A 25,594-nucleotide genomic window follows, 5' to 3' on the forward strand; every position below is an offset into this window, starting at 1 on the left:
GCGTGGAGATCCGCTCGCTCAGCCTGCCCGCGCCGGACCGGCGACCGCCCGCGGTGAACGAGGATCTGGTCTTCACCGGACCCGACTTCGTCGTCGTTCTTGACGGCGCCACCGCCCCGAATGGTGTGGACTCCGGCTGCCGCCACTCAGTCGCCTGGCTGGTCGCCCAACTCGCGACCCAGCTCGCGCCGCCGCTCCTCTCCCGCTCGTCAGCGCCACTCGCCGACCTGCTGGCCGACGCGATCACCGCGGTCCGGACGGCACACGCCGGTACCTGTGACGTCACCAACCCGGACAGCCCGTCATCCACCGTCGCGATGCTCCGACTCCAACCAGACCACGTCGAGCACCTGGTCCTGGCCGACTCGCCCATCGTCACGCGATCAAGCGGTGGATCCGTGGTCGTGCACAGCGACGATCGGATCGACCTTGTGCCCGAATACACCGTCGAATCCGTCCGTCGGCTCCGCAACCAACCGGGCGGCTTCTGGGTCGCGAGCACCGAGCCCAAGGCCGCCTACGAAGCAGTGATCGGTACGACGGATCGCGCTGACATCGACGTGATCGCCGTACTGACAGACGGTGCGTCCCGCTATGTCGAGCGCTACGGGCACACCTGGGACGACCTTCTCGACGTCCTCACCACGGACGGTCTGCCCGAGTTGGTCGCCCGGGTCTGGGCACACGACGGGGCCGCGCGCCCGGACACCTTCCGCGGGAAGCGGTACGACGACGCGAGCGTCGTACTCTGCCGCCCTTAGGACCGTGGGCCGTAGGACGGGAAGGTCGGGCCGGGGTTGTTGTAGCGGGGTGCGTACTGCGGTGGCTCCGGCGGCGGCACGTCGTCGGTGACGCGCGGAATGGTCACCCGGTCCTGCTGCCACTCCGAGACCTGGAGCAGCAGGAGCGACGCGGCGACCGCGGCGGCGATGAGCAGCACGGTCGCCACGGTGAAGCCGATGTTGACCGCGAGCGCGACCCGCACCATGAAGTCCTGCAGGTCGTAGATGTCGACGTAGTCCCCGGTCGCGTCGGCGGCGTCGGCCGCGTCGACCAGGCGGACGATCCACACGATGAAGCCGATGAACGCGATGCCACCACCGCCGATCAGGATCACCCAGAACCCGGTCCACGTCGCCCACCACCCGTACAGCAGCGTGCGCATCCGGCCGGTCCGGGCCACACCTGGCTGCTCGGGCGGCTCGCTAGCCGTGGCGACGTCCTCGACGACCTGCAACGGGTACCAGAACTGCACGATCGGGCAGAACCACGAGCCGACCACCCAGCCCTGCACGCGCCGATGCAGAACACGGCCCGGCTCGGGCGGCGGAACCGGTCGTGGCGCCAGCGACGAGTGCAGGAACTCGGTGTTCTCGCGCGCTTGCCACAGCCAGATCAGGAAGGCGACCGCCGTGCCCATCAACAGGTAGCTGACCAGGTTGAGTAGCGGCCCGGTGCCGGCGACCGACTCGATGCCGCGGTCGATCTCCTCCTCGGACAGCAGCCCGTACACGAATCGCTTGACGTCGTCGTAGGAGCTCCAGAGCAGCGCGGACTGGACCACTGCGGTCACCGCGGTCAGCCCCATCAGCACGATGCTGACCAGCGCGAGCTTCCGCAGCGGTCGATACCGCGGCGGAATCGGCGCCGGCTGGTACGGCATCGGCCGGTACGGCCCAGGCCCCTGGTACGGCGCTGGTCCCGGATACGGCCCCTGATACGGCTGCGTCACCTGTCCACCTCCCCGCAGCCAAGTTAGCCCACGCTGCGGAGCGGTCGACCCGTTACCCACAGGTCAAAACCTGCAATCACACCGCGGCGAACGCCTCCCGGACCGCAGGCAGCGCCAGCTCGCGATCCACGGCCGACAATCCGATGCGGGTCCGCCGGTCCAGAACGTCGTCCTCCGTCAGCGCCCCCTCGTGCCGGACGGCGAACAACAGCTCGGCGTACGTCGTCCGCAGACCCGGCGCAACCGGTTGGGTCAGTGACGGCGGTCCCGCGATCACCTCGGGCGCCTCCACGCCGTACCGCTGCACGAACCGTGCCGGCGCCCGCACCGCCGCGAGCCGGACCCGATCGGCCGCGCCGACCAACGGAATGCGGTGCGTCAGGCAGGGACGTCGTACGTCGAGCGACGACTGGGCGAGCGCGGTGTCGAGCGCGTCCTGCGCCATCCGGCGGTAGGTGGTGAGCTTCCCGCCCACGATCGTCACCAGTCCGTCGGCCGTGGTGATCACCGCGTGCCGCCGGGAGATGTCAGCGGTCTTGTCCTCACCCTTGTGGTGGCCTGTGTCGAGCAGGGGCCGGAGTCCGGCGTATGTACCGAGCAGGTCGTCCCGGGTCAGCGGCTCCTGGACGGCCGAGCTGATGATGTTGAGGAGGTAGTCGATCTCGGCCTCGGTTGCCTGCGGTACGTCGCTCACCGGTCCGGGCGCGTCCTCGTCGGTGAGACCGACGTACACCCGGTCGTCGGGGGCGGGGATCGCCATCACCACGCGGCGCAGCTGACCCGGCACCGGCACGGTGAGAACGGCGGACAGCCCGCCGAACACGGACTGCGGCAGCACCAGGTGCGTGCCCCGGCTGGGCCGGAGTTTGATGCCTGCGGCAACTTGGCCGGCCCAGATCCCGGCCGCGTTGATGACCATTTTCGCGTCCACCTGCAGACGGTGGCCGGTCAGCTGGTCGACCAGGACCGCGCCGCGTCCCGTGACCTCCGTGGCGGCAACCCTGGTGAGAATGCGGGCGCCGTACTGCGCGGCGGTCCGGGCGATCGCGATCACCAGCCGGGCGTCGTCGTACAACTGGCCGTCCCAGGTCAGGAACCCGCCGCGCAGACCCTCGGGCCGCAGCGTCGGCGCGTAGCGGAGGATCTCGGCCGAGCCGATCCGGCGCGAGTGCGGCAGGTAGTCGTCGCTGGTCCGCGCGAACGTGCGCAGGATGTCGCCGCCGAGGAACGCCGACCGGAGCATGGCGGCCTGCGCGAACTTTGCCTGCGGCAACCATGGCGCGACCTGCGGGATCGGATGGACCAGGTGCGGCGCGGTCGTCTTCATCAGGATGCCGCGCTCGACGGCGCTCTCGTACGCGATTCCGACGTGACCGGACGCCAGGTAGCGCAGGCCGCCGTGCACGAGCTTGGAGCTCCAGCGGCTGGTGCCGAACGCGAGGTCGTGCTTCTCGACCAGGGCAACGGTCAGGCCGCGAGCGGCCGCGTCCAGCGCGACGCCGGCGCCGGTGACCCCGCCGCCGATGACCAGCACGTCGACCGCGCCGGTCGTGTCGAGCCAGTCCAGCTCGCGGGTCCGGCGGGCCGCGTTGAGGCTGGCGTTGCCCAGGCTCCTCAAGACCTTCCCCGCCCCACCGCCCCGGTCGGTCATGGCGTCAGGTACCTGGTGAGCATGTCGCGCAGCTCCTCGTCGAGCTTGGGGAACTCATCGGGAGACGCCATCACAGGCCCGGACACCGCCGAGGCGAGCGAGACGAGGATGATCTGCCGGGCCAGCCAGACCGGGTCGCCGGTCCGGATCGAGCCGTCGGTCTGACCGGCCTTGATGCCCTCCTCGACCAGCGCCAGGTGCGCGACCGTGCTGCTGCCGCGGCGCTCGAGCAGGTACGGCGTGAGGAACTCGGGGTCGAGCTCGATGATCTTGCGCATCAGCGGGTGGACGCGGGTCTTCGCCACCACCTCGACGACGCCCTCGACCAGCCGGGACCGACCGTCCGCGGCGTCAGGCTGGAACGCCGACACCAGCGCCGTGGTCCACTCCCGGGTCATCAGCGCGGCGACCACGGCCTGCACGTTCGGCCAGCGCCGGTACAGCGTCGCGCGGGAGACCTCCGCGTGCCGGGCGATGTCGGCCATCGTCATCCGGCGCATCCCGATCGCGAGCAGCAGCTCGTAGGCCGCGTCGAGGATGCGCTCCTCGCCGATCGCGTTCGCCGGGGCCGGCCGTGCGGTGGTCTCGGACCCTGTTTCCTGCGCCGAGTCGCTGCTACGCTGAGACATCACACGTCAGAGTGTATCAGCGACTGTGGCGTCCCGGAACTGTCCGTGGGAGGTGGAAGCCAGGGGGTTCCACCTCCCACGGACGCTACCTCCCCGCCGCACCGAAAGGCAGCCCACGATGACCGAGTCGGACCTTCCGGTGGTGCAACTCACGCCCGGCCGCTGGGGCGACCCCGCCCACCCGGTCGACCTCCCCGCCGCGGCCATCGACGCGCTCAAGCACCTAGGCGTACGACGTCCTGCACCAGCTCCGGTCGTGCCGGGTGCGGTCGGGCCTGGGGCGACCCCGGACCAGCTCGCCTTCCTGACCGGGGTGGTTGGTGCGGAGTTTGTCGCCTCCGACCTGGGGGCCCGTTGGGCGCACACCCGCGGCTACTCGACGACCGACCTGCTCCGTGATCGCGCCGGTGACACCTCGGACATGCCCGACGCCGTCGTCTACCCGGCGACACATGACGAGGTGCTCGCTCTCCTCGCAGGCTGCGCCGAGCACGACCTGGCCGTCGTCCCCTACTCCGGTGGCACGTCGGTGGTCGGTGGACTCGCTCCGAACCGGCGCTTCGTCACCGTCGACCTCCGCCGGCTGGATCAGCTGCTCGAGCTCGACGAGGTGTCGCGGACGGCGACGCTGCAGGCCGGCGTGCGGGGTCCGGCGGCCGAAGCACTGCTCGCCGACCGCGGATACACGCTCGGCCATTTCCCACAGTCCTACGAAGGTGCTTCGATCGGCGGGTACGCCGCCGCGCGGTCGAGCGGGCAGTCCTCGGCCGGGTACGGGCGCTTCGACCAGATGGTGGTCGGCCTGACGCTGGCCACGCCGCGCGGCACCATCGAGCTCGGCCGGGCGCCGATGTCCGCGGCCGGGCCGGATCTGCGGCAGCTCGTGCTCGGGTCGGAGGGTGCGTTCGGGATCATCACGTCCGTCGTCGTACGGATCCGGCCGCGACCGGTCGAGCGGCACTTCGAGGGCTGGCGGTTCGAGAACTTCGCGGCCGGTCTGACCGCGATCCGGCGACTGGCCCAGGACGGGCCGTTGCCGACCGTACTGCGGCTGTCCGACGAGGCCGAGACGGCGGTGAACCTGGCCGATCCGGATGTGCTCGGCGGCGGGGCGAGCGGCGTACTGGCGATCGTCGGCTTCGACGGGCCGTACAACTCCGGGACCGCGGAGGTCCTGACCGCGGCCGGTGGGCAGAACCTCGGCGAGGGTCCGGGTGAGACCTGGCGAGTCGGCCGCTACCGGGCGCCGTACCTCCGCGATCCCTTGCTGGACGAGGGCGCTCTGGTCGAGACATTGGAGACCGCCGCCTTCTGGTCTCGCATCCCGGCGTTGAAGGCCGCCGTGACCGACGCACTGGTGAAGTCGCTGACCGAGCAAGGCACGCCGCCGCTGGTTCTCTGCCACGTCTCGCATGTCTACGAAACCGGCGCCTCTCTGTACTTCACCGTCATCTCCGCGCAGACCGACGAGCCCTTGCAGCAGTGGCGTACGGCGAAAGCCGCCGCCAGTCAGGCGATCGCGGCCGTGGGCGCGACGATCTCTCATCACCACGGCGTCGGCACCGATCATCGCGCGGCCTACGCGGACGAGATCGGTCCGCTTGCCGTGGAAGCTCTCAACGCGGTCAAGCACGTCCTCGACCCGCACGCCGTCCTCAACCCGGGGATCTTGCTGGAAGGCTCTTGACCTCAAGTCGGCTTGAGGTATGAGAGTGCGGACATGACTCCTGAACCCTCTGACCGACCTGTCGCTCTGATCACCGGTGCGTCCGCCGGCCTCGGGCTCGCGCTGGCCCACGGACTCGCCGACCGCGGCTGGGCGCTGGTGATCGATGCCCGCGGCGCCGAAGCCTTGAAGGACGCGGCCGACGCACTGGCCAGCCGTACCGACGTGGTCCCACTCGCGGGTGACATCACCGACCCCGACCACCGGGCCGACCTGGCCGACGCCGTGAGCGAACTCGGCCGGCTCGACCTGCTGATCAACAACGCGAGCTATCTCGGGCCGAGTCCACTGCAGCCCTTGGGTGCGGCCGACCTCGACGAACTACGGCGCGTCTACGAGGTCGACGTACTCGCACCGATCGCTCTGACCCAAGCACTGTTGCCGGCTCTCACCACCGCGTCCGGTGTGCTGCTCAACATCAGTTCCGACGCCGCGGTCGAGGCCTACGAGACCTGGGGTGGCTATGGCTCCGCCAAGGCTGCTCTGGATCACGCGACCCGCGTCTTCGCCGCTGAGCACCCCACACTGGCTGTGTACGCCGTCGATCCGGGTGATCTGCGCACGGCGATGCACCAGGCTGCGTTCCCTGGTGAGGACATCTCGGACCGGCCTGAGCCGGCGACCGTCGTACCCGCGTTCCTGCAGTTGCTGGACAGTCGGCCGGATAGTGGTCGTTACCGGGCAGCGGAGTTCGCGCCGGCGGTGACGTCGTGAGGGTGCACCCCAATACCAGATTCGTCTTGCCCGATTCACTGAACGCCACCGAACCACCGGAGGCCCGAGGGCTGTCGCGGGATCAGGTGAAGCTGCTGGTCGCGGAGGGGTCGACCGTCACGCACACCCGCTTCGACCGGATCGGCGCGCACCTCCGACCGGGGGATCTGCTGCTGGTGAACACATCCGGCACACTGCCCGCGGCGATCGACGGCTCGTGGATCACCGGGGCCGGAGTGGCGCCGGTGGTCGTGCACTTCTCTACCGCGCTCGATGACGGCACCTGGGTGATCGAGTTGCGCAACGGCGGCTCCCCGATGTTCGGCGGTACGGCGGGCGACCAGGCGGAACTGCCGGAAGGCGTGCTGACACTGCTGTCGCCGTACCAGCCGGGCTCCAACCGGCTGTGGCGTGCCAAGCCCCCAGTGAGCGATGTGCTCGGCTATCTCGAGCGGTACGGGCGTCCGATCAGCTACAAGTACGTCGGTCAGCGGTGGCCGCTGGCGTCGTACCAGACCGTCTTCGCGCGTGAGCCTGGCAGTGCCGAGATGCCCAGTGCGGCCCGGCCGTTCAGTTTCGAGCTGGTGAGCCACCTGGCGTCGCAGGGCGTACTGATCGCGCCGATCCTCTTGCACTGCGGGGTGTCATCGCTGGAGAGCCACGAACCACCTCTCCCCGAGCGGTACGACGTACCCGCGCACACGGCCCGGTTGGTGAACTGGGTGAAGTCCAACGGCGGCCGCGTGATCGCAGTCGGCACCACCGCGGTCCGGGCCATCGAGTCAGCCGTCACACCAGATGGCTCGGTCACCGCCGCGCACGGCTGGACCGACCTCGTTCTCGGGCCGGACCACCCTGTGCGCCTCGTCGATGGCCTCGTGACCGGCATGCATGCACCCGAGGCCTCGCATCTACTTCTTCTGGAGTCGGTCGTCGGAGGCAGCACGGTCCAGCGCGCCTACGACGCCGCTCTGGACGAGCACTACCTCTGGCACGAGTTCGGCGACAGCTGCCTGCTGCTTCGCTGACGGCGCCGGTCGATGTCCTTCGTTGCCGGGCCGCGCTCTCTTCTCCACCGCACGTGGACTCATCAAGCTGTCCTAACCACTGGGGTCCCCCGTCGGGACGTCACCTGATTAGACGAGGACCCAGGCCCCGCTGTCATCCGCATTCATCGAACCGACGGCAAATTGTGGTATAGGCCTATTGGTTGCAGATTGAACCGTCAGGTGCGGGTCTTGTTGCGGCGGCGGTTGTTGATCTGGAGGTAGATCCAGGCCACAGCGGCGCCGGTGACGAAGCCGCCGAGGTGGCCCTGCCAGGAGATGCTGGGGACGACGAAGGACAGGACGGCGGTGATGGCGACGTAGCCGAGGATCCAGGTGATGTCGAGGCCGCGGGCGCGATGGAGAACCAGCAGGGCGCCGATCAGCCCGAGCACGGCGCCGGACGCGCCGAGCGTGGCCGAGCCGGGGGCGGACAGCAGCCACACCGCGACGCCGCCGCCGAGAGCGGACAGCAGGTAGAGGACCAGGAACCTCAGCCGGCCGAGCATCTGCTCCAGCGGCGGGCCGAGCTGGTAGAGCATGAACAGGTTCGCGAAGATGTGGAAGATCTGCAGGTGGGTGAAGGCCGAGGTGAGCAACCGCCACGGCTCGCTGTCCACCAGCACCGGGACCAGGACCAGATCGTTGACGATCCGGCTGCTGCCGGCCCGGACGGCGATGAAGACCAGCACATTGATCGCCATCAGGCTGAGGGTGACGACCTGCGGGTTGCCGCGCTGGATGCCGCCGAGCGACGTCCGGGTCCGCGGGACCGACTTCACGCCCTCGTGGAAGCAGTTCGGGCACTGGAAGCCAACGGAGGCGCTGTTCATGCAGGACGGGCAGATCGGCCGGTCACAGCGCTGGCAGCGCACCCCGGCGGGCCGATCCGGGTGCCGGTAGCAGACGGTGTCGGTCACGCGGGTGCGTCCTCCTGGAAATGCGGGGCCGAGCCTCCTCGGCCCCGCGACAAGATCAGCTGTTCTTGCGCTCGATGACGACGTGGTTGACCAGGATCGGCTCGATCGGCCGGTCGCCGGGCGCGGTCTTCGCGGTCGCAATCGCGTCCACGACCTTCTTCGACTCGTTGTCGGCGACCTCGCCGAAGATCGTGTGCTTGCGGTTCAGGTGCGGCGTTGGCACGACGGTCACGAAGAACTGCGAGCCGTTGGTGCCGCGGCCGAACTGGATGCCCGCGTTCGCCATCGCCAGCAGGTACGGGCGGTCGAACTGCAGCTCCGGGTGGATCTCGTCGTCGAACGAGTAGCCCGGCGAGCCGGTGCCGGTGCCGAGCGGGCAGCCGCCCTGGATCATGAACCCGTCGATCACCCGGTGGAAGGTCAGGCCGTCGTAGAACGGCTTGGTGACGGTCTGCCCGGTCTGCGGGTCGGTCCACTCCTTGGTGCCCTCGGCCAGGCCGACGAAGTTGCTCACCGTCTTCGGTGCGTGGTTGGGGAACAGCCTGATGACGACATCGCCCTTCGTCGTCTGCAGGGTCGCGTACAGCTCTTCGGCCACGGGAGTACTCCTCATCGGTTACGGCTTACGCCCTCGATCCTGTCATGGGCGTCCAAGAAGACGTGCACAGGTGGGGGATGTGTGGGTTGGAAGAGGTGGGGCACAGGGTTATCGGCTCGTGACGTCGTACGATGCAGATGAAGCCGGATTTGTCCAGAGTCGTATCAGGAGCCCATGTCGCCGATGGGCGGGAATGCTGTCCGTCCTTCGGGGGCGGTCGGCACCGAGGAGGGAACCGTGGGTTTGAGGAAGTCCAAGGGCCGGGTCGAGACCCCGAAGGGTCGGGTCCGGCCACTCGCCGCGTCGGCGTCGGAGAAGATCGGGCCGGCTGTCGGCCAGGTCCGCGATCACCTCGTTCCCGCTGTGGGCACGGCACGGGAGAAGGTGTCGCCGTACGCCGAGAAGGCCGTCGAGCGTGGCGCGCACTATGCGGGTGTGGCGGTCGAGAAGGCCAGCCCGGTGATCGACGACGCGCTGGCCAAGGTCGGACCGGCCACCGAGCAGGCGGCCGAGAAGGCGCGGGAGCGGTTCAACGAGGACGTGCTGCCGAAGGTGACCGCCGCGCTGGCGTCGCTGGCGGCCGCCGCCGAGCCGGTCGTCGAGGAGACCTCACGCCGGGGCAAGGCCACCAAGGCCGCGCTCAAGGGTGAGCTCGAGGTACCGCAGAAGAAGAGCCACCGGCTCCGCAAGGTCGTGCTGTTCCTGGGCTTCGGTGCCCTGGCCGCGGCAGCGGTGAAGAAGCTGCTGACCCCGCCGGAGCCGGCCTGGCAGTCGACCCCGACCAGCGGTCGCGACTACAGCTCCGCTCCGGCCGGTGCGACCGCACGCCCGGAGACCCCGTCGGCCAACGGCAAGACGGAGTCCAACGGCAAGACCGAGTCCGCGAAGACGGACAGCCCGAAGACCGACACCGCCAAGGCGGAGGCGCCGAAGGCCGAGACGCCCGCGGCCGCCGCCAAGGACGGCGAAGTGAAGGCCGGTACGAGCGCGAACGGCCCGGCCGCGAAGAAGACCACCACACCCCGCAAGTCGACCGGCTCGAGCGAGTCAAAGCCGACCGACTCCTGACCGCAGCACCCGGTAACAGCACCGCAACGGCGAAGGCCGCGAACCCCGTGCGGGATTCGCGGCCTTCGTTCTTCGGCGGCGTCGCCTTGCGCGTACGACGTCAGTTCGGTTGCGGCTCGGGGTCGGCGGCGGAGTGATCGGGCTTGGCGATCGTGTACCGGCCGGCCGACAGCAGTTGCGTGGCGTACCGGTGGGTGATGCACGGGTAGGTGCCGCCGCAGTTCAGGCAGACCGCGTCGTTGCGGTGCAGCCACGGGACGAACTTGAACCGCTTGATCCAGGTCAGCGGCTCGCGGTCGGGCGCGTGCAGCCGGAGCGCCGAACGGGCGGCGTCCTGGATCTCGGGGGCGGACCAGTCCTCGGCGCTCTTGTCCATCAGAGCGCTCAGGTCGGGATGGAGGTGGTCGGTGGACTGTGCTTTGTTCATTTATGCGTCTTCCAGGGGCAGGTAGGAGGGCCGCTGAATCGTTCGCTTCAAACGTGACGATCCGATCGCTGTTAGCAACCGTAGTCCCCTGGTGACCCTCGACGCGCGCTGATATGCGCTATCCCGGTGTCAGATCTTCGTCAGGTTTCGCAGCGTGCCCCGGCAGTTACACCCGTCAGGACCACAGCGTCTCGATCGAGACCCTGGCCTCGAGCTCGAGCAGATGCCGCTTGGTCGGGATGCCGCCACCGAAGCCGACCATCTTGCCGCCGGCGCCGACGACCCGGTGGCAGGGCACCACGATGGCGATCGGATTGCGGTTGCAGGCGACGCCGACAGCCCGGGCCGCGCCCGCGTCCCCGACGACCTTCGCGACGTCGCCGTACGTCTGCATCTCGCCGTACGGGATCCGCTGCAGTTGGGCCCAGACGGCGCGCTCGAAGTCGGAGCCGCCGCGGACCGACAGTGGCACGGTGAACTCCTGGAGCTCGCCGGCGAAGTACGCCTTCAGCTGCTCGGCCGTCTCGGTCAGCAGCGGGTCGGCGTCGAGCGGCCGGTCGGCCGCGCCGAAGTGCAGCCGGCACAAGCCGGTCTCGTCGACCGCGAGCGTCAGGTCGCCGATGGGTGAATCGATCACTGACCAGCGCATGACCCCATCCTCGCGCCGGCCACCGACAGTTTTCTCGCGGAAATCCGCCACGAACCGATGGCGACGTGATGTCCTCGCCCGGTCACGCGGTGTTGTGCTATTCCTGATCCCATGCCGAGCCGGGCACCGCAACCGCCGCTGGATCGCTGGTTCAGTTCCGAGCGGGCGATGGGTCTGGCCGCGTCGATCCTGATCGGGCTCGTCACGGTCACCACCTGGGCGACGGCCTGGTCGGACTGGTACTCCTACCAGACCCTCAAGAGGTACGGCGACGATCCGGACCGGCTGGGTGAGGCCGACCTGATCTCGGGCTCGCTCGGCATCGTCGCGGCGCTCGCGCTGCTGGCGGCCGCGGTGGTGTTCATTGTGTGGCTGTGGCGGGTCCGGTGGAACGCGGAGATGTTCTGCCGCGGCGAGCACCGGTTCACCCGCGGCTGGGTGCTCGGCAGCTGGATCTGCCCGGTCGTGAACCTCTGGTACCCCAAGCAGGTCGTCGACGACATCGTCGCGGCCAGCGACCCGCGGACGGACCCGTACACCGAGAACCTGCGGGAGATCCCCGGCACCCGGCTGGTCTGGGCCTGGTGGCTCACCTGGGTGGCCGGCCTCGTCTCCGGCAACATCGTCCAGCGCGGTGTGCTGGCCGGCTCGACGCAGCTCGGTGACCTGCGGACGAACGTCGTACTGTCCAGCATCTCGGCGCTGGCCACCACAGCGGCCGCGGTGCTGGCGGTGATCCTGATCGAGCGGCTCGACGAGCTCCAGACGCAGCGTCCGTGGGTGCCGTGGTGGGCACTCGATCAAACGCAGAGCAGACACCAACCTCCTGCGCGGTAAACCAACCCGTCACGCACCGTCCAATGGCTCGTTACCAGTGGTGATGGGCGTACGAAAAGAACACGTTAAGTCGACACCCTCCGTGCTGGGGCCGACTGCCGTGGCGTACCTACTTCGTGGTATCAATGTGGCTCGGTCATGCGGGGGCAGGATTTGGCCGAAACGCCGAACAGACGGAGTTCCAGCAACGCGAGGGACGCGAGACGTGAGCCACCCGCAGCCATCAGTTCTGTCTGCAGTTGAAGACCATGAAGAAGAGTGGCAGCCGCACGCAGCCGAGGAGTTCCAGCAGGTCGGGACGGTCGGAAAGATCGCCATCGGTTTGCTGGGTGCGTCGACGGTCACTCACCTGCTCTCCACCTGGTCCGACTGGAACACGTATTCCGTCGTCCACCGCTACCTCGGCGGGATGCCGAACGTCGATGACGCGGACCTGAACCGCGCCGACGCGATCGCCAAGGTCACCGCGGTCCCGAACGTCGTCATCTCGGTCGCCGCCGCGGTCGTCTTCGTGATCTGGCTCTGGCGGGCCCGGGTCAACTCCGAGGTCTTCTGCCAGGCTGATCACCGCCGCAGCCACGGCTGGGTGCTGGCCAGCTGGTTCTGCCCCGGCCCGAACCTCTGGTACCCGAAACAGATCGTCGACGACGTCTGGCTCGCCAGTGATCCGAAGACCCCTGTGTACGCCGATGACCTGCGCCGATTCAGGACCCCGGCCCTCACGTCCGCGTGGTGGGTCGCCTGGGTCGGCGCTCTCGCGTTCGACGTGGTGGTCCGCCGGTTCCTGATGTGGATGGAGGCGACCGTCGGGTCGCTGCGCGGGATCGCCCTGGCCGGGACGGCCTCGCTCGTCCTGACGGTGGTGTCCGCGGTCGCGGCCACGATGGTGATCCGCAAGATCAACCACATGCAGACCACCCGCGCCTGGGTGCCGTGGTGGGACCAGAGCGAGCCGAAGCTCACCGCGGTCCCGACGTACGCGAACGACGACACCGACGAGCAGCCGGCGATCTCCGAGCCGATCGCCGCGCCGACGCGGCGGCTGGAGCGCCAGCCCGAGTTCCAGATGGCCGGCGTGGGTCAGCCGCCGGCTCCGGCGTCGAGCCCCTTCGCTCCGGCTCCGATGACGGCGCCGATGCAGGCCCCGATGCCGGCACCGCAGGGTTTCCCGGGCGACGGTGCGGCCGCGGGTGGTTTCCCCGGCGCTCCCGCGGCACCCGCCGCGTTCGCCGGCGACCGCCACGTCGAGGAGCCGCCGAAGTGGAGCCCGTTCGCTCCCGTCGTGGAGAGCTGGCAGGACGGCGGCAACAACGACGACTATGGTCCGGCGACCGAGCAGTTCAGCCCGGTCCAGTCCTGGCAGGACGAGAAGCCGGCCTCGGAGACGACGTACGAGGCTCCCAAGACGTCCTGGAACGACTACCTCGGCTCCGGGTCCGACGACGGCGCTCTGCCGACCAGCACGCCGAGCCGGTGGCTGGACGAGACGCCGCCGCTGACCGTCGTCGAGCCGGACCCGTACTCGTACCAGCCGCAGCCTCAGCAGCCCGCCGAGCCGTCCTGGGCCGCGAGCTACTCGGAGCCGTACTCGTACGAGACGCCGGACTACCTGACGTCGACCTCGACGCCGGAGGTCGAGACCGCACCCGAGCCTGAGCCCGCGCCCGTTGCGCGCGCAGGCCGCCGGGCCGCTCGGGTCGCGGTGGACAGCCCGTCGGCGATCCAGCCGACCGTCGCCCCGCACGACGAGTACTCCCAGTCGCAGTACGGCGCCCCCGCGGACCACACCGTGTACTCGCCGTCGGAGCACTCGATGCCGTCGTCGCACGTGTCGGCGTCCTCCGGTTACTACGAGCCGGCGCCGGCCGTCGGGCAGGACGACGACTACCTGACCCCGTCCAAGCCGCTGCCGCCGGTCCCGTCGTACGGCCCGGAGCCGTCGTACCAGCCGGAGAGCTACAGCACCTACAACTCGGACTATGGCAGCTCGTCGTACGGCGACTCCAGCTACCAGACGTCGTACGAGTCCCCCTCGGACTACCAGACGTCGTACAGCTCGGAGTACTCCGCGGGCAGCAGCTACGAGCCGACCGACTACAGCAACGGCTACACCTCGGACTACTCGGGCGCGAGCAACAACAGCTACGACTCGTCGTCGTACGACTCCTACAGCGGCTCGCAGTACAACAGCACCGAGTCCTACGAGACCTACAGCCCGAACTACACGTCGGAGTCCTACGGTTCGCAGTACGAGGAGCCGCAGCAGACCGAGTACCAGCAAGAGTCGCCGTACTCCTACGAGCAGCAGCAACCCGCACCCGAGCAGCCCAACACGCCGCGGACCCACCCGCGTCGGCGCTGGGTCTGATCGGGTAGCTGTATGCAGCTAGCTTTCGCGACGCTCGGTTGCCCCGGAGCGCCCCTGGACCAGGTCCTGGAGCTTGCCAAAGGCAACGATATTTCCGGACTCGAACTGCGGGCCGCGCCGGACGAGTTCACCCACACCGGCCTGACCGCGGCGGAGCGGCGTGAACTGCGGTCCCGGATCGAGGACGCCGGCCTGGAGATCCTCACGGTGAGCAGTTACGTCAAGCTCTGCGCGGTCGAGGACCAGCCGCTCGAGGCCCACCTCGAGCTCGCCGCCGACCTGGGTGCGCGCGGCGTCCGCGTCTTCGCCGGCGACGACCCCAGCACGATCGACGACGGTACGGCGTACGGCCCGAGCGCCGGCGAGATCCGCGCCCTCGACCGGGTCACCTCCGCCTCCAGGGACGTCTCCATCCTGCTGGAGACCCACGACTCGCACTCGGCCGGCCGCCAGGTCGCCGCGCTCTGCGGGCTGCTCGACACCGACGTCCCCGGCCATAACGTGAAGGTCATCTGGGACAGCTCACATACCTGGTCGCACGGCGAGACCCTGGCCGAGTCCTTCAATCTGCTGCAGCCGTGGATCGAGCTGGTCCAGGTCAAGGACGCCGACTCCGGACAGGACTACCGCCCGGTCGCCATCGGGGCAGGTGACTTCCCGATCCAGGAGCTCCTGCAGACCCTCGACGGCACCGACTACCCGGTCTCGCTCGAATGGGAGCTCAAGTGGCATCCCCACCTTCCACCGCTGGAAGAAGCTCTCCCCGCCCTTCACTCCTGGCTGGGTAACGGCGCCGTCAGGTAGCGCGTGAGCGTCGGGCCGAGCCACGCGATCGCGTCCTCGGCCGGCAGCTTCACGATCGGCGCGAGCTCGAGGATGTAGCGGCACAGCGCGAAGCCGAGCGCCTGTGTGGCGACGAGTCCGGCCCGGACAGCCGGCTCATCGATCGCGAGCTTCCGCAGCGTCGGCGCGAGCTGCCCGGCGAACACCTCGCGCATCCGTTCAGCCGCGACCTCGTTGGTCACCGCCGTCCGCAGCAGCACCCGGAGCGTGTCGTCGGCCTCCCACCGGTTGATCAGATGCCGGGCCATCGCCTCGCCCAGCCGCTCCGTCGGGACGTCGCCGAAGTCGGGCAGGCGGACGTCGAACTCGGCCGCCGCCGCGAACAGCTTCTCCTTGCTGCCGTAGTACCGCATCACCATCGCCGGATCGATCGCCGCGTCGGCCGCGATCGCCCGGATCGTGGCCCGCTCGTATCCGTCCGTGCCGAACCGCTCCCGCGCCGCCGCGAGGATCGCCGCCCGGGTCCGGTCCGACTTCTTCTCCGCCATGGCCCCAGCATATGCCAACACTTGTTGACTTCTGCGAATCGTGCTCCTACAGTAAAAGTCAACAAGCGTTGATAAACCTGAGGAAGGAGCGACGATGACTCCGCAGAAGGCAGACGTCGTGGTGGTGGGTGCGGGTCCGGTCGGGCTGGCGGTGGCGGCCGGTCTCCGGCTGCACGGCCACTCGGTGGTGGTGGTCGACCGGCAGGCCGAGGGGTCGAACACCTCGCGGGCCTGCGTGATCCACCCGCGGACCCTGGAGATGCTGGACCAGATCGGCGTCACCAAGCGGCTGGTCGAGCTCGGCCTGGAGCTTGAGGACTTCGCTGTGCGCGACGGTGACAGCCGGCTGGTCCCGGTCGGGTTCGCCGACCTGCCGACCGACTACCCGTTCATCACGATGATTCCGCAGTCGGTCACCGAGCAGGTCCTGCTCGAGCGGCTGGAGGAGCTCGGCGGCACGGTGCTGCGTCCGTACGCCGCGACCGGCCTGACCCAGACCGCGGACGGCGCCGAGGTCACCCTGGACAGCGGCGACGTGATCAAGGCCCGGTACGTCGTGGCCGCCGACGGGATGAACAGCACGATCCGCGAGCTCGCCGGACTGCGGATGCCAGGCAACACCCTGCAGCTGTCCTGCAGTCTGGTCGACGTCCGCGTCGACGGCGGACTGCCGGTCGACGAGGTCGCGCTGTACTTCGCCGCCGCCGGGCTGCTCGTGGTCGCGCCACTGCCGGACGGCACCTTCCGGCTGGTCGCCGAGGTGCACGACGCTCCCGAGCACCCGGACCTCGCCTACGCGCAGCAGTTGCTGGCCACCCGTGGTCCGCGCCGCACCTCGCCGAAGGTGACCGAGGTCGTCTGGGGATCGCGGTTCCGGATCCACGAGCGGGTGGCCGACGAGTACCGGGCCGGTCGGGTGCTGCTGGCCGGCGACGCGGCCCACACCCACAGCCCGGCCGGTGGCCAGGGCATGAACCTCGGGCTGCGGGACGCGATGACCCTGGCCGATGCGCTGTCGGTGGCGCTGACCACCGGCAACGAGTCGGACCTCGACGCGTACGCCGCGAACAGTCGCGCGGAGGCGGTCCGGGTGATCGCACTTGCGCACCGCCTGACCCGGCTGGCCAACCTCCCCCGGCCGCTCCGCCCGGTCCGCAACGCCGTCCTCGGCCTGGCGGGCAAGCTGCAGAAGACCCAGACCGGGTTCGCCAAGCAGTTGGCGGGGTTCCCAGAGCGCTGACGGACCTCTACCCTCCAGTTACTGCAGGCAACAACTCGACTACTGGAGGTCATCGTGTTCCGCCCCACTCGATGGACCCGCTTCATTCCGCTCGCGCTGGCGGCAGTGCTCGCCGCCGGCGCCGCGAGCCAAGTGCAGGCCGCGCCGCCGCCGGACCGGAAGGCCGCCGCCGAGCAGGCCGGTGAGCTGATCCAGTTGCTCCGGGTGAAGACCCCGGCGGAGGCCGACCGCAAGCGCCTGGCCGCCCTCGATCTCGACCTGGCCGAGTCGGCCGGTCCCGGATACACCGACGTCGTTGCCTATGGCAATAGCGATCGCCGGCTGCTCCAGCTCGCCGGCTTCACCTGGTCGACCCTCGAGGACGACCTGGTCGGAGCCGACCGGGATCGGGAGAAGGCCGACGCCGCCTATGCCCAGGCCGTCCGCAACAAGACCGTCGCAGTCGCGTTGCCGAGTGGGCGTACGGCGTACCGGCAGCTGGCCGACTACGACAACGACCTGGGCAGTCTCTCGCAGCAGTATCCGACCAAGGCGAAGCTGTTCACGCTGAAGGAGAAGTCGCTGGAGGGCCGGACGATCCGCGGCCTGGAGATCACCCACAACGTCGGCACCAGCGACGGCAAGCCGGTGTTCCTGATGGTCGGCCTGCACCACGCGCGCGAGTGGCCGTCGGGTGAGCTGACCATCGAGTTCGCCTACGACCTGCTGAAGAACGACGGCACCGACACTCGGATCACCAACATCCTCGAGAAGTCGCGGGTGATCGTCGTACCGGTGGTGAACCCGGACGGCTTCAGCCTGAGCCGCTCGCTCGGGTACGAGCTGAAGCGGAAGAACTGCCGGGTCACGAACGGGCAGATCCCGACCGCTGGTCAGTGCGCGCAGTCGTCGTACCGGTCCCGTGGTGTCGACCTGAACCGCAACTACTCCGGCTTCTGGGGTGGTCCCGGTGCGTCGAGCAGCCTGACCTCGGAGACGTACCGCGGTGCGAGCGCGTTCAGTGAGCCCGAGTCACGCAACATCCAGGCGCTGGTGTCGCAGTATCAAGTGACCACACTGATCACGAACCACACGTACTCGAACCTCGTCCTCCGCGAGCCTGGGTACGCCGGTGCGCCGATCACGCCGGACGAGTCCATCCATAAGGCGCTCGGTGATCAGATGGCTGCACAGAACGGGTACACCAGCCAGTTCAGCTACCAGCTCTACGACACCACCGGCGTCACCGAGGACTGGTCGTACTACGCGACCGGCGGACTCGGCTTCACCTTCGAGCACGGCACGAACAGCTTCCACCCGGCCTTCTCGACGGTTGTGAACATGTACCCCGGCAACCGAGCGGCGTACTTGCTCGCGGCCGAGTCGACGATCAATCCGGCCCGGCACTCGATCATCACCGGTGCGGCTCCGGCCGGCGCCGTACTGCGGTTGAAGAAGTCCTTCACCACCAAGACGTGGAACGGGACGCAGTTGCCCGACACGCTCGACACCACGATGACTGTCCCGGCCGGCGGGACCTATACGTGGCACACCAACCCGTCCACCCGCCCGGCTGTCGTCCAGCAGGGCGGCACCGAGTCGTGGACGCTGACCTGTGAGCGACCCGCCGGTCAGGTGCAGGAAACCCGGCCGATCACCGTCGCCCGCGGTGCGACCGCGACCGCCAACCTGACCTGCTAACCGGCGGTCGACTCCCGGATCTGCAGCGTGTAGGGGACGGCGAGGTCGCGATGCGCGGCCTCGCCGGTCCCGGAGATCCGCTCCAGCAGCAGGCCGACCGCGTTGTCGGCCAGCCACTCCTTGTCCGGCGAGATCGTCGTCAGCGACGGCGAGTGGTAGCGGCCGTCCTCGATGTCGTCGAAGCCCACCACCGCGACGTCGTCCGGTACTTTGAGGCCGGCGTCGGCCAGGGTCCGCAGCGCGCCCAGCGCCAGCAGATCGTTGAAGCAGAACACCGCGTCCGGCGGCTCCGGCAACGCGAGCAGCTCGCGCATCGACGCCGCACCGTCGGGGCGGTGGTAGCCGGTCCCGGCCAGCTCGAGTGCGGGGTCGTGCGGCAGTCCGGCCGCCTTGAGTGCCTTGCGGTACCCCTTCCGCCGGACCGCGCCGGTGCTCGTTCCGCCGACGCCGATGGCCGCGATCCGGCGCCGTCCGATCGAGATCAGGTGCGTGGTGGCGTCGTACGACGCCTTGACCGAGTCGACCGCGACCCGGTCGAACTGATGCCCGGCCGGACGCTCGCCGAGCAGAACCAGCGGCTTCCCCGTGTCGGCGGCGGTCAGCTTGGCCGGCACGGTGGTGATCGGAGAGAAGATGATGCCGTCGATCAACTGCCCGCGCATTCCGTCCAGGACCAGCTTCTCGGCGGCCGCCTCGCCCTCGGTCTGATCGATCAGCACGGTGATGCCGCGGCGCTTCGCGGCCCGGCTGATCGCGGCGCCGAGCTCCGCGAAGTACGGCGAGGCCATCTCCGGGATGGCCAGCGCGATGAAGTCGGACCGGCCCTTGCGCAGCGACCGGGCGCTCACGTTGGGCCGGTAATCCAGCGCGGCGATCGCGGCCTCGACCTTTTCCCGGGTCCGCGCGGTGATGTGCGGGTAGTCGTTGATGACGTTGGAGACGGTCTTCACCGACACCCCGGCCCGCGCCGCCACATCGCTCAGCCTGGTCGTCATCCAGAACCTCCTGTCACCGGCTTGAGCCTGAGTGTGCCACGACCATGCGGGCTCAGCCCTTTACAGGTCTTGTCAATCGTTGTAGACATCCACGTTAAACGTTGTAAAGGGTTCTTGGGGAGGCTCTGTGGCTCGGTTGGTGGTGGATCCGGCGTTCGTGGTCGGTGCGCTCGATCGGCGGTTGTTCGGCTCGTTCGTCGAGCACATGGGCCGCTGCGTCTACACCGGCATCTACGAGCCCGGGCACCCGACCGCCGATCCGGACGGCTTCCGCCAGGACGTGCTCGAGTTGGTCCGCGAGCTCGGTGTCACCGCGATCCGCTACCCCGGCGGCAACTTCGTCTCCAACTACGACTGGGAGGACGGCGTCGGGCCGAAGGACCAGCGGCCGCGGCGGCTCGACCTGGCCTGGCGGGCGATCGAGGCGAACCAGTTCGGCACCGACGAGTTCGTCGCCTGGTCCCGCAAGGCCGAGGTCGAGCCGATCTGGGCGGTCAACCTCGGCACCCGCGGCATCAAGGAGGCCGTCGAGCTGCTCGAGTACTGCAACCTTCCGAGCGGCACCGAGCTGCCCGACCGTCGGGTCGCCAATGGCAACACCGAGCCGCACGGCATCAAGGTGTGGTGCCTGGGCAACGAGATGGACGGCCCCTGGCAGATCGGTCACAAGACCGCCGAGGAGTACGCGCGGCTCGCCGAAGAGACCGCGAACGCGATGCGCCGGGTCGAGCCCGAGCTCGAACTCGTCGCCTGCGGTTCGAGCAACGCGACCATGCCGACCTTCGGCGAATGGGAGCGCGTCGTGCTGGAACGCACGTACGAGCTCGTGGATCACATCAGCCTGCACGCGTACTACGAACCTCACGACGGTGACCAGGCGAGCTTCCTGGTCGCGTCCGAGGAGATGGACCGGATGATCACCGAGGTGGTCGCGACCGCCGACCACGTGAAGGCGCTGAAGCGTAGCGACAAGGAGATCACCTTGTCGTTCGACGAGTGGAACGTCTGGTACCAGCAACACTTCCCCGGCGAGCTCGGTCTCGGCATCCGTGAGGTCAGCCCGCTGATCGAGGACACCTACACCGTCGATGACGCCGTCGTGGTCGGCAGTCTGCTGATCACGCTGCTCCGGCATGCCGACCGCGTGAAGATCGCTTGCCTAGCGCAACTGGTCAACGTAATCTCCCCGATCCGCACCGAGCCCGGTGGTCGCGCCTGGCGGCAGACCATCTTCCACCCGTTCGCTCTCACCGCCCGGTACGCCGGTCCGACCGTCCTGCAGACCGCGATCACCGGCGGCCCGGAGATCGACACCGCCGCGTTCGGCCGGATCCCGGCGCTGTGGAGCACAGCGACGTACGACGAGAACACCGGAGCGACCACGATCTTCGTGGTGAACCGGAGCGAGACCGACAAGGTCGACCTGGAGATCCCGCTCGGCCTGCAACTGATTGAGCACCTCGCCCTGTACGACGACGACCGCGCCGCCGTGAACACCGCCGACGACCCGGACCGAGTGGTCCCGCGCGCGGTCGACAGCACCGAGGTCGTCAACGGCATCTGCACCGCCACGCTGCCGCCGGCGTCGTGGCACATGATCCGCCTGCAAGGTTGATTCGAGAGGGGACCCGCCCGTGCCTTCCCAGAAATTCCTCGCCGCAGCCCTCGCTGTGGTTGCCGTAGCGGCCGGTACGTCGGCCGCCACGGCAGCACCCGTTGTGACCACGACGAACGCCATCTCGTCGAGCTTCGCCGACACGTTCGCCGATCCATCGATCATCCAGGGCCGCGATGGCTACTGGTACGCGTACGCCACCTCGGATCCCTTGGTGGCGAACGGCCCCTTCGGCCTGATGCACATGGCCCGGACCAAGGACTTCAGCTCCTGGGAGTACCTCGGCACAGTCTTCAACGACCAGACCAAGCCGTCCTGGGCAGCGTCCGGGTCGTTCTTCTGGGCTCCGGACATCCGGTACTTCGGCGGCCGGTACGTCATGTACTTCACCGTCACCGACACCGCGGCCAACCCCGGTGGCGATCCTGCGATCGGTGTGGCCACCGCCCCGACCCCAGCGGGACCGTGGACCGCCACCGGCGGCCCGGTCGTCGCCCCGAAGCCGGACGGCAACGGCGGGTACTACGGCACCATCGACCCGGCCATGCTCACGGCCACCGACGGCAAGCGGTACCTGTACTACGGCGGCTTCTACGGCGGAATCTCGGTCACCGAACTGAGCGCGGACGGCCTGCAGTCGGTCGGTACGCCGACCCAGGTGACGATCGGCGACCGCTACGAGGGCTCGTACGTCGTCTACCGCGACGGCTGGTACTACCTGATGGGCTCGTCGATGAACTGCTGCGCCGGCCCGACCACCGGCTACTCGGTCTTCGCCGGCCGGTCGCGGTCGCCGCGTGGTCCGTTCGTGGATGCCGACGGCGCCGCACTGACCGACTCGCGGGTCGGCGGTACGACGGTCATCACGCAGAACGGCAACAAGTGGATCGGGCCCGGCCACCACGCGTTCATCACCGACGCGGCCGGCCAGGACCACATCGTCTACCACGCGATCGACCGCGGTACGCCATGGTTGACCGACCCGTTCGGGATCAACCGGCGGCCCATGCTGATCGACCGGATCGACTGGATCGACGGCTGGCCGCGGACCCGGGCCGGACTCGGCCCGTCCGAGGGACCGGTTCCCGCGCCCACGACTGGATCCGGGCTCGGCATCGACTCCACCGATCCGGCCGGCGGACTGCAATCCGCAACCCGTCAGCCCGGCGACGCGGTCGGCGGTCCGACCGCCGCGATCAATGGAGCTGCCCAGACCCGTCAGGCCGCGCCCGGTGGCTCGCTGCGGGTGGAGGCCGATGTCCGGCTCGGATCGTCGTTCACCACGGTCCTTGGCAACCAGGTCGCAGCAACAGTTGCGAACGGCAAGCTCACTCTTGCGGCCGGCCGCCGAACCACCTCGGTGGCGGTGCCGGCGGACTTCGACCGTACGCAGTGGAACAAGCTGTCCGTCCAGGTGTCGGGCTCGACGGTGACCGCGCGGCTCAACGACGCCGGTCTGGGTGATGTGTACGCCGAGGCGCAACTCGTCGTACCCGGTCTGAAGCTCGGGTCCGCGCCGGTGCGGTGGCTCGGGTCGGCGGAGGTCGACAACCTGACCGTGCGGCCGGTGGCGAAGCCGGTGACGCGGATGGCCGACGTACCGCAGACTGGGAAGCTGCTCGTGGGAGACGACTTCTCCTCGGCGCTGGGGGCGGACTGGTCGTGGGTGCGGCAGGACTCCAACGCAGTTGTTGCTGACGGCAAGCTGTCGTGGCCGTTGGAGAACGCGGACCTGACCGGCGGCGCGAACAACGCGGCCTTGCTGTTCCACACGACGCCTGCCGGCGACAGTTGGATCGCGGAGACCAAACTGCACCTCGACACCGGCGAGGGGGATGTCCGCAACTACCAGCAGGCCGGGATGGTCGCCTACCTGAACGACAGCGACTTCGCGCGGCTGGGCAACGTGTCGATCTGGAAGACCCGGCAGACCGAGTACGGGCGTGAGCTGGTGGCACGGCCGTCGGACGGCGCAACGTCGTACGGTGCGGCTGCTATCGGGCGATCGGCGCCGACTCTGTGGATGCGGCTCGCCTATCACCAGAACGCCACGGGTGAGCACGTCTACCGCGCGGGAACGTCGGTGGACGGGAGGAACTGGACGTGGGGTGCGTCGTGGGTGCTACCGGCCGCGGCGAGGATCGGGCTGTACGCGCACGGTGAGTTCACCGGGGCAAACCCGCCGCCGGTGGCGACGTTCGACTACCTGAAGTTCTACGAGAGCAAGTGACAATGGGCTTTAGCAATCCGGTCTACGGCAACAACTTCGCCGACCCGTTCGTTGTTGCCGTAGACAACATGTACTACGCGTTCGCCACCAACGGAGCGCTCGGCAACGTCCAGACGCTGAGGTCGCCGGACCTCGTCTCGTGGGACGAGGTCGGCGACGCACTCCCGGTGCTGCCGTCCTGGACCTCTCCGGGTCGGGTGTGGGCGCCCGAGGTCGCCGTCCATGCCGCCGACCGGTATGTCATGTACTACACGAGTCGCGACGACGCGTCCGACCGGCAGGCCGTCGGCGTCGCGGTCGCGTCCGGGCCGGAAGGTCCATATGTCGATAAATCGGCACAGCCCCTGATCTCCCAGGTGGACGAAGGCGGCTCGATCGACGCGTCGCCGTTCCAGGACTCGACCGGCCGCCGCTGGCTGTACTGGAAGAACGACGGGAACGCGATCGGTGTCGACACCTGGATCTACGTGTCGGAGTTGTCGGCCGACGGTCTCACGCTGACCGGCCCGGTGCATCGCCTGATCAAGCAGGACCTCGAGTGGGAGGGCAACCTGGTCGAGGCGCCGTACATGGTCGAACGCAACGGCAAGTTCCATCTCTTCTACTCAGGCAACGCCTTCGACAAAGCGACGTACGCCGTCGGCCACGCCCTCTGCGAATCCCCCACCGGCCCCTGCACCAAATCCGGCGCCCCCATCCTCTACACCTCCCCCGACGCCGCCGGCCCCGGCCACAACATGGTCCTCCACGCAGCCGACCACGACTGGTTCATCTACCACGCCTGGAACCCCACCCAAGTAGGCACCGACCCTCACGGCCGCACGATGTGGCTCTCCGAACTCACCTGGTCAGGCGACGTCCCCGTCGTCCAACCACCCCTCCGCAACAATCCGACCCAGCCCTGACGCCCTTCGGCATAACCTTTCCTGCCCTCACTCCTATCGTGCTTTATGGGGAGAGAGGGGGAGGACACATGTCCCGACCAAGCAGCATCCGGGTCGGCCTGGTGGCCGGCACGGCGATTCTTCTCACGACGGCCTTGGTGCCGCCTGCAGGTGCTCGAGTGGCGACTGCGGAGGGAACGGCCGCCGCCTGCACGATGGATGTCGGATCTGTGACCGCGGCCGGGGATCACACGTACCGCCGCATCACGGCCGGCGCACCACCGACGATCGCCACGGTCGCCAACCGCGTCGGCACGGGGATCTACCCGCCGGGCCAGGTGGGACTCAGCACGTCGTTCGACAATGAGACCTACGAGTCGGGTGAAACGCGTGTCGCAGGATGGGTAATTCAGGGTGGGGCCTTGTACCGCAGCGTCTACTTGCTGGATTCCGCCGGACACCTGTCGGGTTCGCCAGAGCTGCGTCGGGTCGGTGGCGGCTGGACAAACTTCAAGCTGGTCGAGGAAGCCGAGTGGGCACTGGTCCAAGGCGGGGGACTACTCCGGATCTCGGAATACGGGCTCACGAACGACGGGCTGCTTGTCCGGTGGCGGAACATCGGCGAGGTGTGGCGACGGAACGGCGCCGGAGCCGGGTTCGAAGCCGTCAAGACGATGGCGTTGATCAGCAAGACCGAGAAGTACGACACGTTCCTGGCGAACACCCGCGGCGGAGCGCTGTACACGATCCGCATCAGCACCGCGGTGCCGCCGACCTTCGAGGTGAAGAAGGTGCGCACCTCGACCTGGCAGGCCTTCGAGACGCTGCTGGCAGTGAAGTGCGGCCTGTCCGGCACGATGCTGCTCGGCATCGACAAGGACACGAGCAGTGGCTACGTGTACGCCGTCGGCCACGCGAACGGCCTGTCAACGGTGATCAGGGGCCTCGGCAAGGTCCAAGGCACCTTCCCCGACCCGGTCGACTTCCGCTGGGGTTTGGAGTTCGATCCGCTCAACGGGGAGTGACACAACCTTTCCCGCTCACTTCGCATCAAGGTCTACGAGAGGCACGGGTGACTGTGGCGACCGTGGAGGGATCGGCCGCCGCTTGCAGCCTGACCGTCGGATCGGTGACGAGACATTCGAGGAGCGCGCTTCGAGAAGCTGATCGCGAACCAGTGCGGTCAGTTCGGCACCATCCTGCTCGGCATCGACAAGGACACCGGCACCGGCTATCAGTACGCCGTCGGCCATA

General features: G+C 68.7%; 23 protein-coding genes. 14 read left to right on the forward strand and 9 right to left on the reverse strand.

The window, feature by feature from the left end:
• Positions 1 to 2: 2 nt before the first annotated feature.
• Positions 3 to 761 carry a protein phosphatase 2C domain-containing protein gene (locus AB0E63_RS09295; protein ID WP_360363506.1) on the forward strand — a complete coding sequence of 253 codons (759 nt, stop codon included), beginning with the start codon at positions 3 to 5 and terminating at the stop codon, positions 759 to 761.
• On the opposite strand, the gene AB0E63_RS09300 is transcribed toward AB0E63_RS09295, so the two are convergent.
• The 3 genes from AB0E63_RS09300 to AB0E63_RS09310 form a co-directional block, all read right to left on the reverse strand.
• Positions 758 to 1,732 carry a DUF4328 domain-containing protein gene (locus tag AB0E63_RS09300; protein WP_360363508.1) on the reverse strand — a complete coding sequence of 325 codons (975 nt, stop codon included), beginning with the start codon at positions 1,730 to 1,732 and terminating at the stop codon, positions 758 to 760. The two genes, AB0E63_RS09295 and AB0E63_RS09300, sit on opposite strands and share 4 nt — an antisense overlap.
• Before the next feature lie 76 nt (positions 1,733 to 1,808).
• Positions 1,809 to 3,383 carry a glycerol-3-phosphate dehydrogenase/oxidase gene (locus AB0E63_RS09305; RefSeq protein ID WP_360363510.1) on the reverse strand — a complete coding sequence of 525 codons (1,575 nt, stop codon included), beginning with the start codon at positions 3,381 to 3,383 and terminating at the stop codon, positions 1,809 to 1,811.
• Complete coding sequence (locus tag AB0E63_RS09310; protein ID WP_360363616.1) at positions 3,380 to 4,012, reverse strand: helix-turn-helix domain-containing protein; 633 nt, start codon at positions 4,010 to 4,012, stop codon at positions 3,380 to 3,382. The genes AB0E63_RS09305 and AB0E63_RS09310 overlap by 4 nt, the downstream gene beginning before the upstream one ends.
• A 118-nt stretch (positions 4,013 to 4,130) precedes the next feature.
• Between AB0E63_RS09310 and AB0E63_RS09315 the strand changes: the two genes are divergently transcribed.
• From AB0E63_RS09315 to AB0E63_RS09325, 3 genes are read left to right on the forward strand one after another with little or no spacing between them, the layout of a single operon-like run.
• Positions 4,131 to 5,699 (forward strand): FAD-binding oxidoreductase, encoded by a 1,569-nt coding sequence (locus tag AB0E63_RS09315; RefSeq protein WP_360363512.1) that lies wholly within the window; start codon positions 4,131 to 4,133, stop codon positions 5,697 to 5,699.
• 33 nt (positions 5,700 to 5,732) lie between these two features.
• Positions 5,733 to 6,452, forward strand: a complete 720-nt coding sequence (locus AB0E63_RS09320; RefSeq protein ID WP_360363514.1) for an SDR family oxidoreductase — start codon at positions 5,733 to 5,735, stop codon at positions 6,450 to 6,452.
• A 26-nt stretch (positions 6,453 to 6,478) separates the two neighbouring features.
• Positions 6,479 to 7,480 (forward strand): S-adenosylmethionine:tRNA ribosyltransferase-isomerase, encoded by a 1,002-nt coding sequence (locus AB0E63_RS09325; RefSeq protein ID WP_360363515.1) that lies wholly within the window; start codon positions 6,479 to 6,481, stop codon positions 7,478 to 7,480.
• Between the two features lie 197 nt (positions 7,481 to 7,677).
• On the opposite strand, the gene AB0E63_RS09330 is transcribed toward AB0E63_RS09325, so the two are convergent.
• On the reverse strand, positions 7,678 to 8,418 hold the full coding sequence (locus AB0E63_RS09330) for a rhomboid family intramembrane serine protease (protein ID WP_360363517.1): 741 nt from the start codon (positions 8,416 to 8,418) through the stop codon (positions 7,678 to 7,680).
• Between the two features lie 55 nt (positions 8,419 to 8,473).
• Positions 8,474 to 9,004, reverse strand: coding sequence for a peptidylprolyl isomerase (locus tag AB0E63_RS09335; protein ID WP_360363618.1), 531 nt, complete (start codon positions 9,002 to 9,004; stop codon positions 8,474 to 8,476).
• Between the two features lie 249 nt (positions 9,005 to 9,253).
• Here AB0E63_RS09335 and AB0E63_RS09340 point away from each other — a divergent pair, with 249 nt between their 5' ends.
• Positions 9,254 to 10,084 (forward strand): hypothetical protein, encoded by an 831-nt coding sequence (locus AB0E63_RS09340; protein WP_360363519.1) that lies wholly within the window; start codon positions 9,254 to 9,256, stop codon positions 10,082 to 10,084.
• Positions 10,085 to 10,184: 100 nt separating this feature from the next.
• Here AB0E63_RS09340 and AB0E63_RS09345 read toward each other — a convergent pair whose 3' ends face one another.
• Both AB0E63_RS09345 and AB0E63_RS09350 read right to left on the reverse strand, forming a co-directional pair.
• Positions 10,185 to 10,511 (reverse strand): hypothetical protein, encoded by a 327-nt coding sequence (locus AB0E63_RS09345; protein WP_360363521.1) that lies wholly within the window; start codon positions 10,509 to 10,511, stop codon positions 10,185 to 10,187.
• A 175-nt stretch (positions 10,512 to 10,686) separates the two neighbouring features.
• Positions 10,687 to 11,160, reverse strand: a complete 474-nt coding sequence (locus AB0E63_RS09350; protein ID WP_360363523.1) for a methylated-DNA--[protein]-cysteine S-methyltransferase — start codon at positions 11,158 to 11,160, stop codon at positions 10,687 to 10,689.
• A 111-nt stretch (positions 11,161 to 11,271) separates the two neighbouring features.
• Here AB0E63_RS09350 and AB0E63_RS09355 point away from each other — a divergent pair, with 111 nt between their 5' ends.
• The 3 genes from AB0E63_RS09355 to AB0E63_RS09365 all read left to right on the forward strand — a co-directional run bounded on the left by AB0E63_RS09355 (position 11,272) and on the right by AB0E63_RS09365 (position 15,169).
• Positions 11,272 to 11,997, forward strand: coding sequence for a DUF4328 domain-containing protein (locus tag AB0E63_RS09355; protein ID WP_360363525.1), 726 nt, complete (start codon positions 11,272 to 11,274; stop codon positions 11,995 to 11,997).
• Between the two features lie 205 nt (positions 11,998 to 12,202).
• On the forward strand, positions 12,203 to 14,365 hold the full coding sequence (locus tag AB0E63_RS09360; protein ID WP_360363526.1) for a DUF4328 domain-containing protein: 2,163 nt from the start codon (positions 12,203 to 12,205) through the stop codon (positions 14,363 to 14,365).
• 12 nt (positions 14,366 to 14,377) lie between these two features.
• Positions 14,378 to 15,169: a sugar phosphate isomerase/epimerase gene (locus tag AB0E63_RS09365; RefSeq protein WP_360363528.1), complete on the forward strand. Its 792-nt coding sequence runs from the start codon at positions 14,378 to 14,380 to the stop codon at positions 15,167 to 15,169.
• Here AB0E63_RS09365 and AB0E63_RS09370 read toward each other — a convergent pair.
• Positions 15,136 to 15,696, reverse strand: a complete 561-nt coding sequence (locus tag AB0E63_RS09370; RefSeq protein WP_360363530.1) for a TetR family transcriptional regulator — start codon at positions 15,694 to 15,696, stop codon at positions 15,136 to 15,138. The genes AB0E63_RS09365 and AB0E63_RS09370 overlap by 34 nt on opposite strands.
• 94 nt (positions 15,697 to 15,790) lie before the next feature.
• On the opposite strand from AB0E63_RS09370, the gene AB0E63_RS09375 reads away from it, so the two are divergent.
• Positions 15,791 to 16,936, forward strand: a complete 1,146-nt coding sequence (locus AB0E63_RS09375; protein WP_360363532.1) for an NAD(P)/FAD-dependent oxidoreductase — start codon at positions 15,791 to 15,793, stop codon at positions 16,934 to 16,936.
• A 54-nt stretch (positions 16,937 to 16,990) separates the two neighbouring features.
• The gene (locus tag AB0E63_RS09380; protein WP_360363534.1) at positions 16,991 to 18,616 is read left to right on the forward strand and encodes a M14 family zinc carboxypeptidase; all 1,626 of its coding nucleotides are present in this window, start codon (positions 16,991 to 16,993) and stop codon (positions 18,614 to 18,616) included.
• Here the strand turns inward: AB0E63_RS09380 and AB0E63_RS09385 are convergent.
• Positions 18,613 to 19,611 carry a LacI family DNA-binding transcriptional regulator gene (locus AB0E63_RS09385; protein ID WP_360363536.1) on the reverse strand — a complete coding sequence of 333 codons (999 nt, stop codon included), beginning with the start codon at positions 19,609 to 19,611 and terminating at the stop codon, positions 18,613 to 18,615. The two genes, AB0E63_RS09380 and AB0E63_RS09385, sit on opposite strands and share 4 nt — an antisense overlap.
• A 127-nt stretch (positions 19,612 to 19,738) precedes the next feature.
• Between AB0E63_RS09385 and AB0E63_RS09390 the strand changes: the two genes are divergently transcribed.
• From AB0E63_RS09390 to AB0E63_RS09405, 4 genes are all read left to right on the forward strand, one after another.
• Entirely contained in the window at positions 19,739 to 21,226 is a 1,488-nt protein-coding gene (locus tag AB0E63_RS09390) for an alpha-N-arabinofuranosidase (protein WP_360363538.1), read from the forward strand.
• A gap of 19 nt (positions 21,227 to 21,245) precedes the next feature.
• Positions 21,246 to 23,456 (forward strand): family 43 glycosylhydrolase, encoded by a 2,211-nt coding sequence (locus AB0E63_RS09395; protein ID WP_360363540.1) that lies wholly within the window; start codon positions 21,246 to 21,248, stop codon positions 23,454 to 23,456.
• 2 nt (positions 23,457 to 23,458) lie between these two features.
• Entirely contained in the window at positions 23,459 to 24,361 is a 903-nt protein-coding gene (locus tag AB0E63_RS09400) for a glycoside hydrolase family 43 protein (RefSeq protein ID WP_360363620.1), read from the forward strand.
• A 68-nt stretch (positions 24,362 to 24,429) separates the two neighbouring features.
• The gene (locus tag AB0E63_RS09405; RefSeq protein WP_360363542.1) at positions 24,430 to 25,365 is read left to right on the forward strand and encodes a hypothetical protein; all 936 of its coding nucleotides are present in this window, start codon (positions 24,430 to 24,432) and stop codon (positions 25,363 to 25,365) included.
• Positions 25,366 to 25,594 lie beyond the last annotated feature (229 nt).

This window comes from Kribbella sp. NPDC026596, from assembly GCF_040638415.1.
Lineage (GTDB): Bacteria > Actinomycetota > Actinomycetes > Propionibacteriales > Kribbellaceae > Kribbella.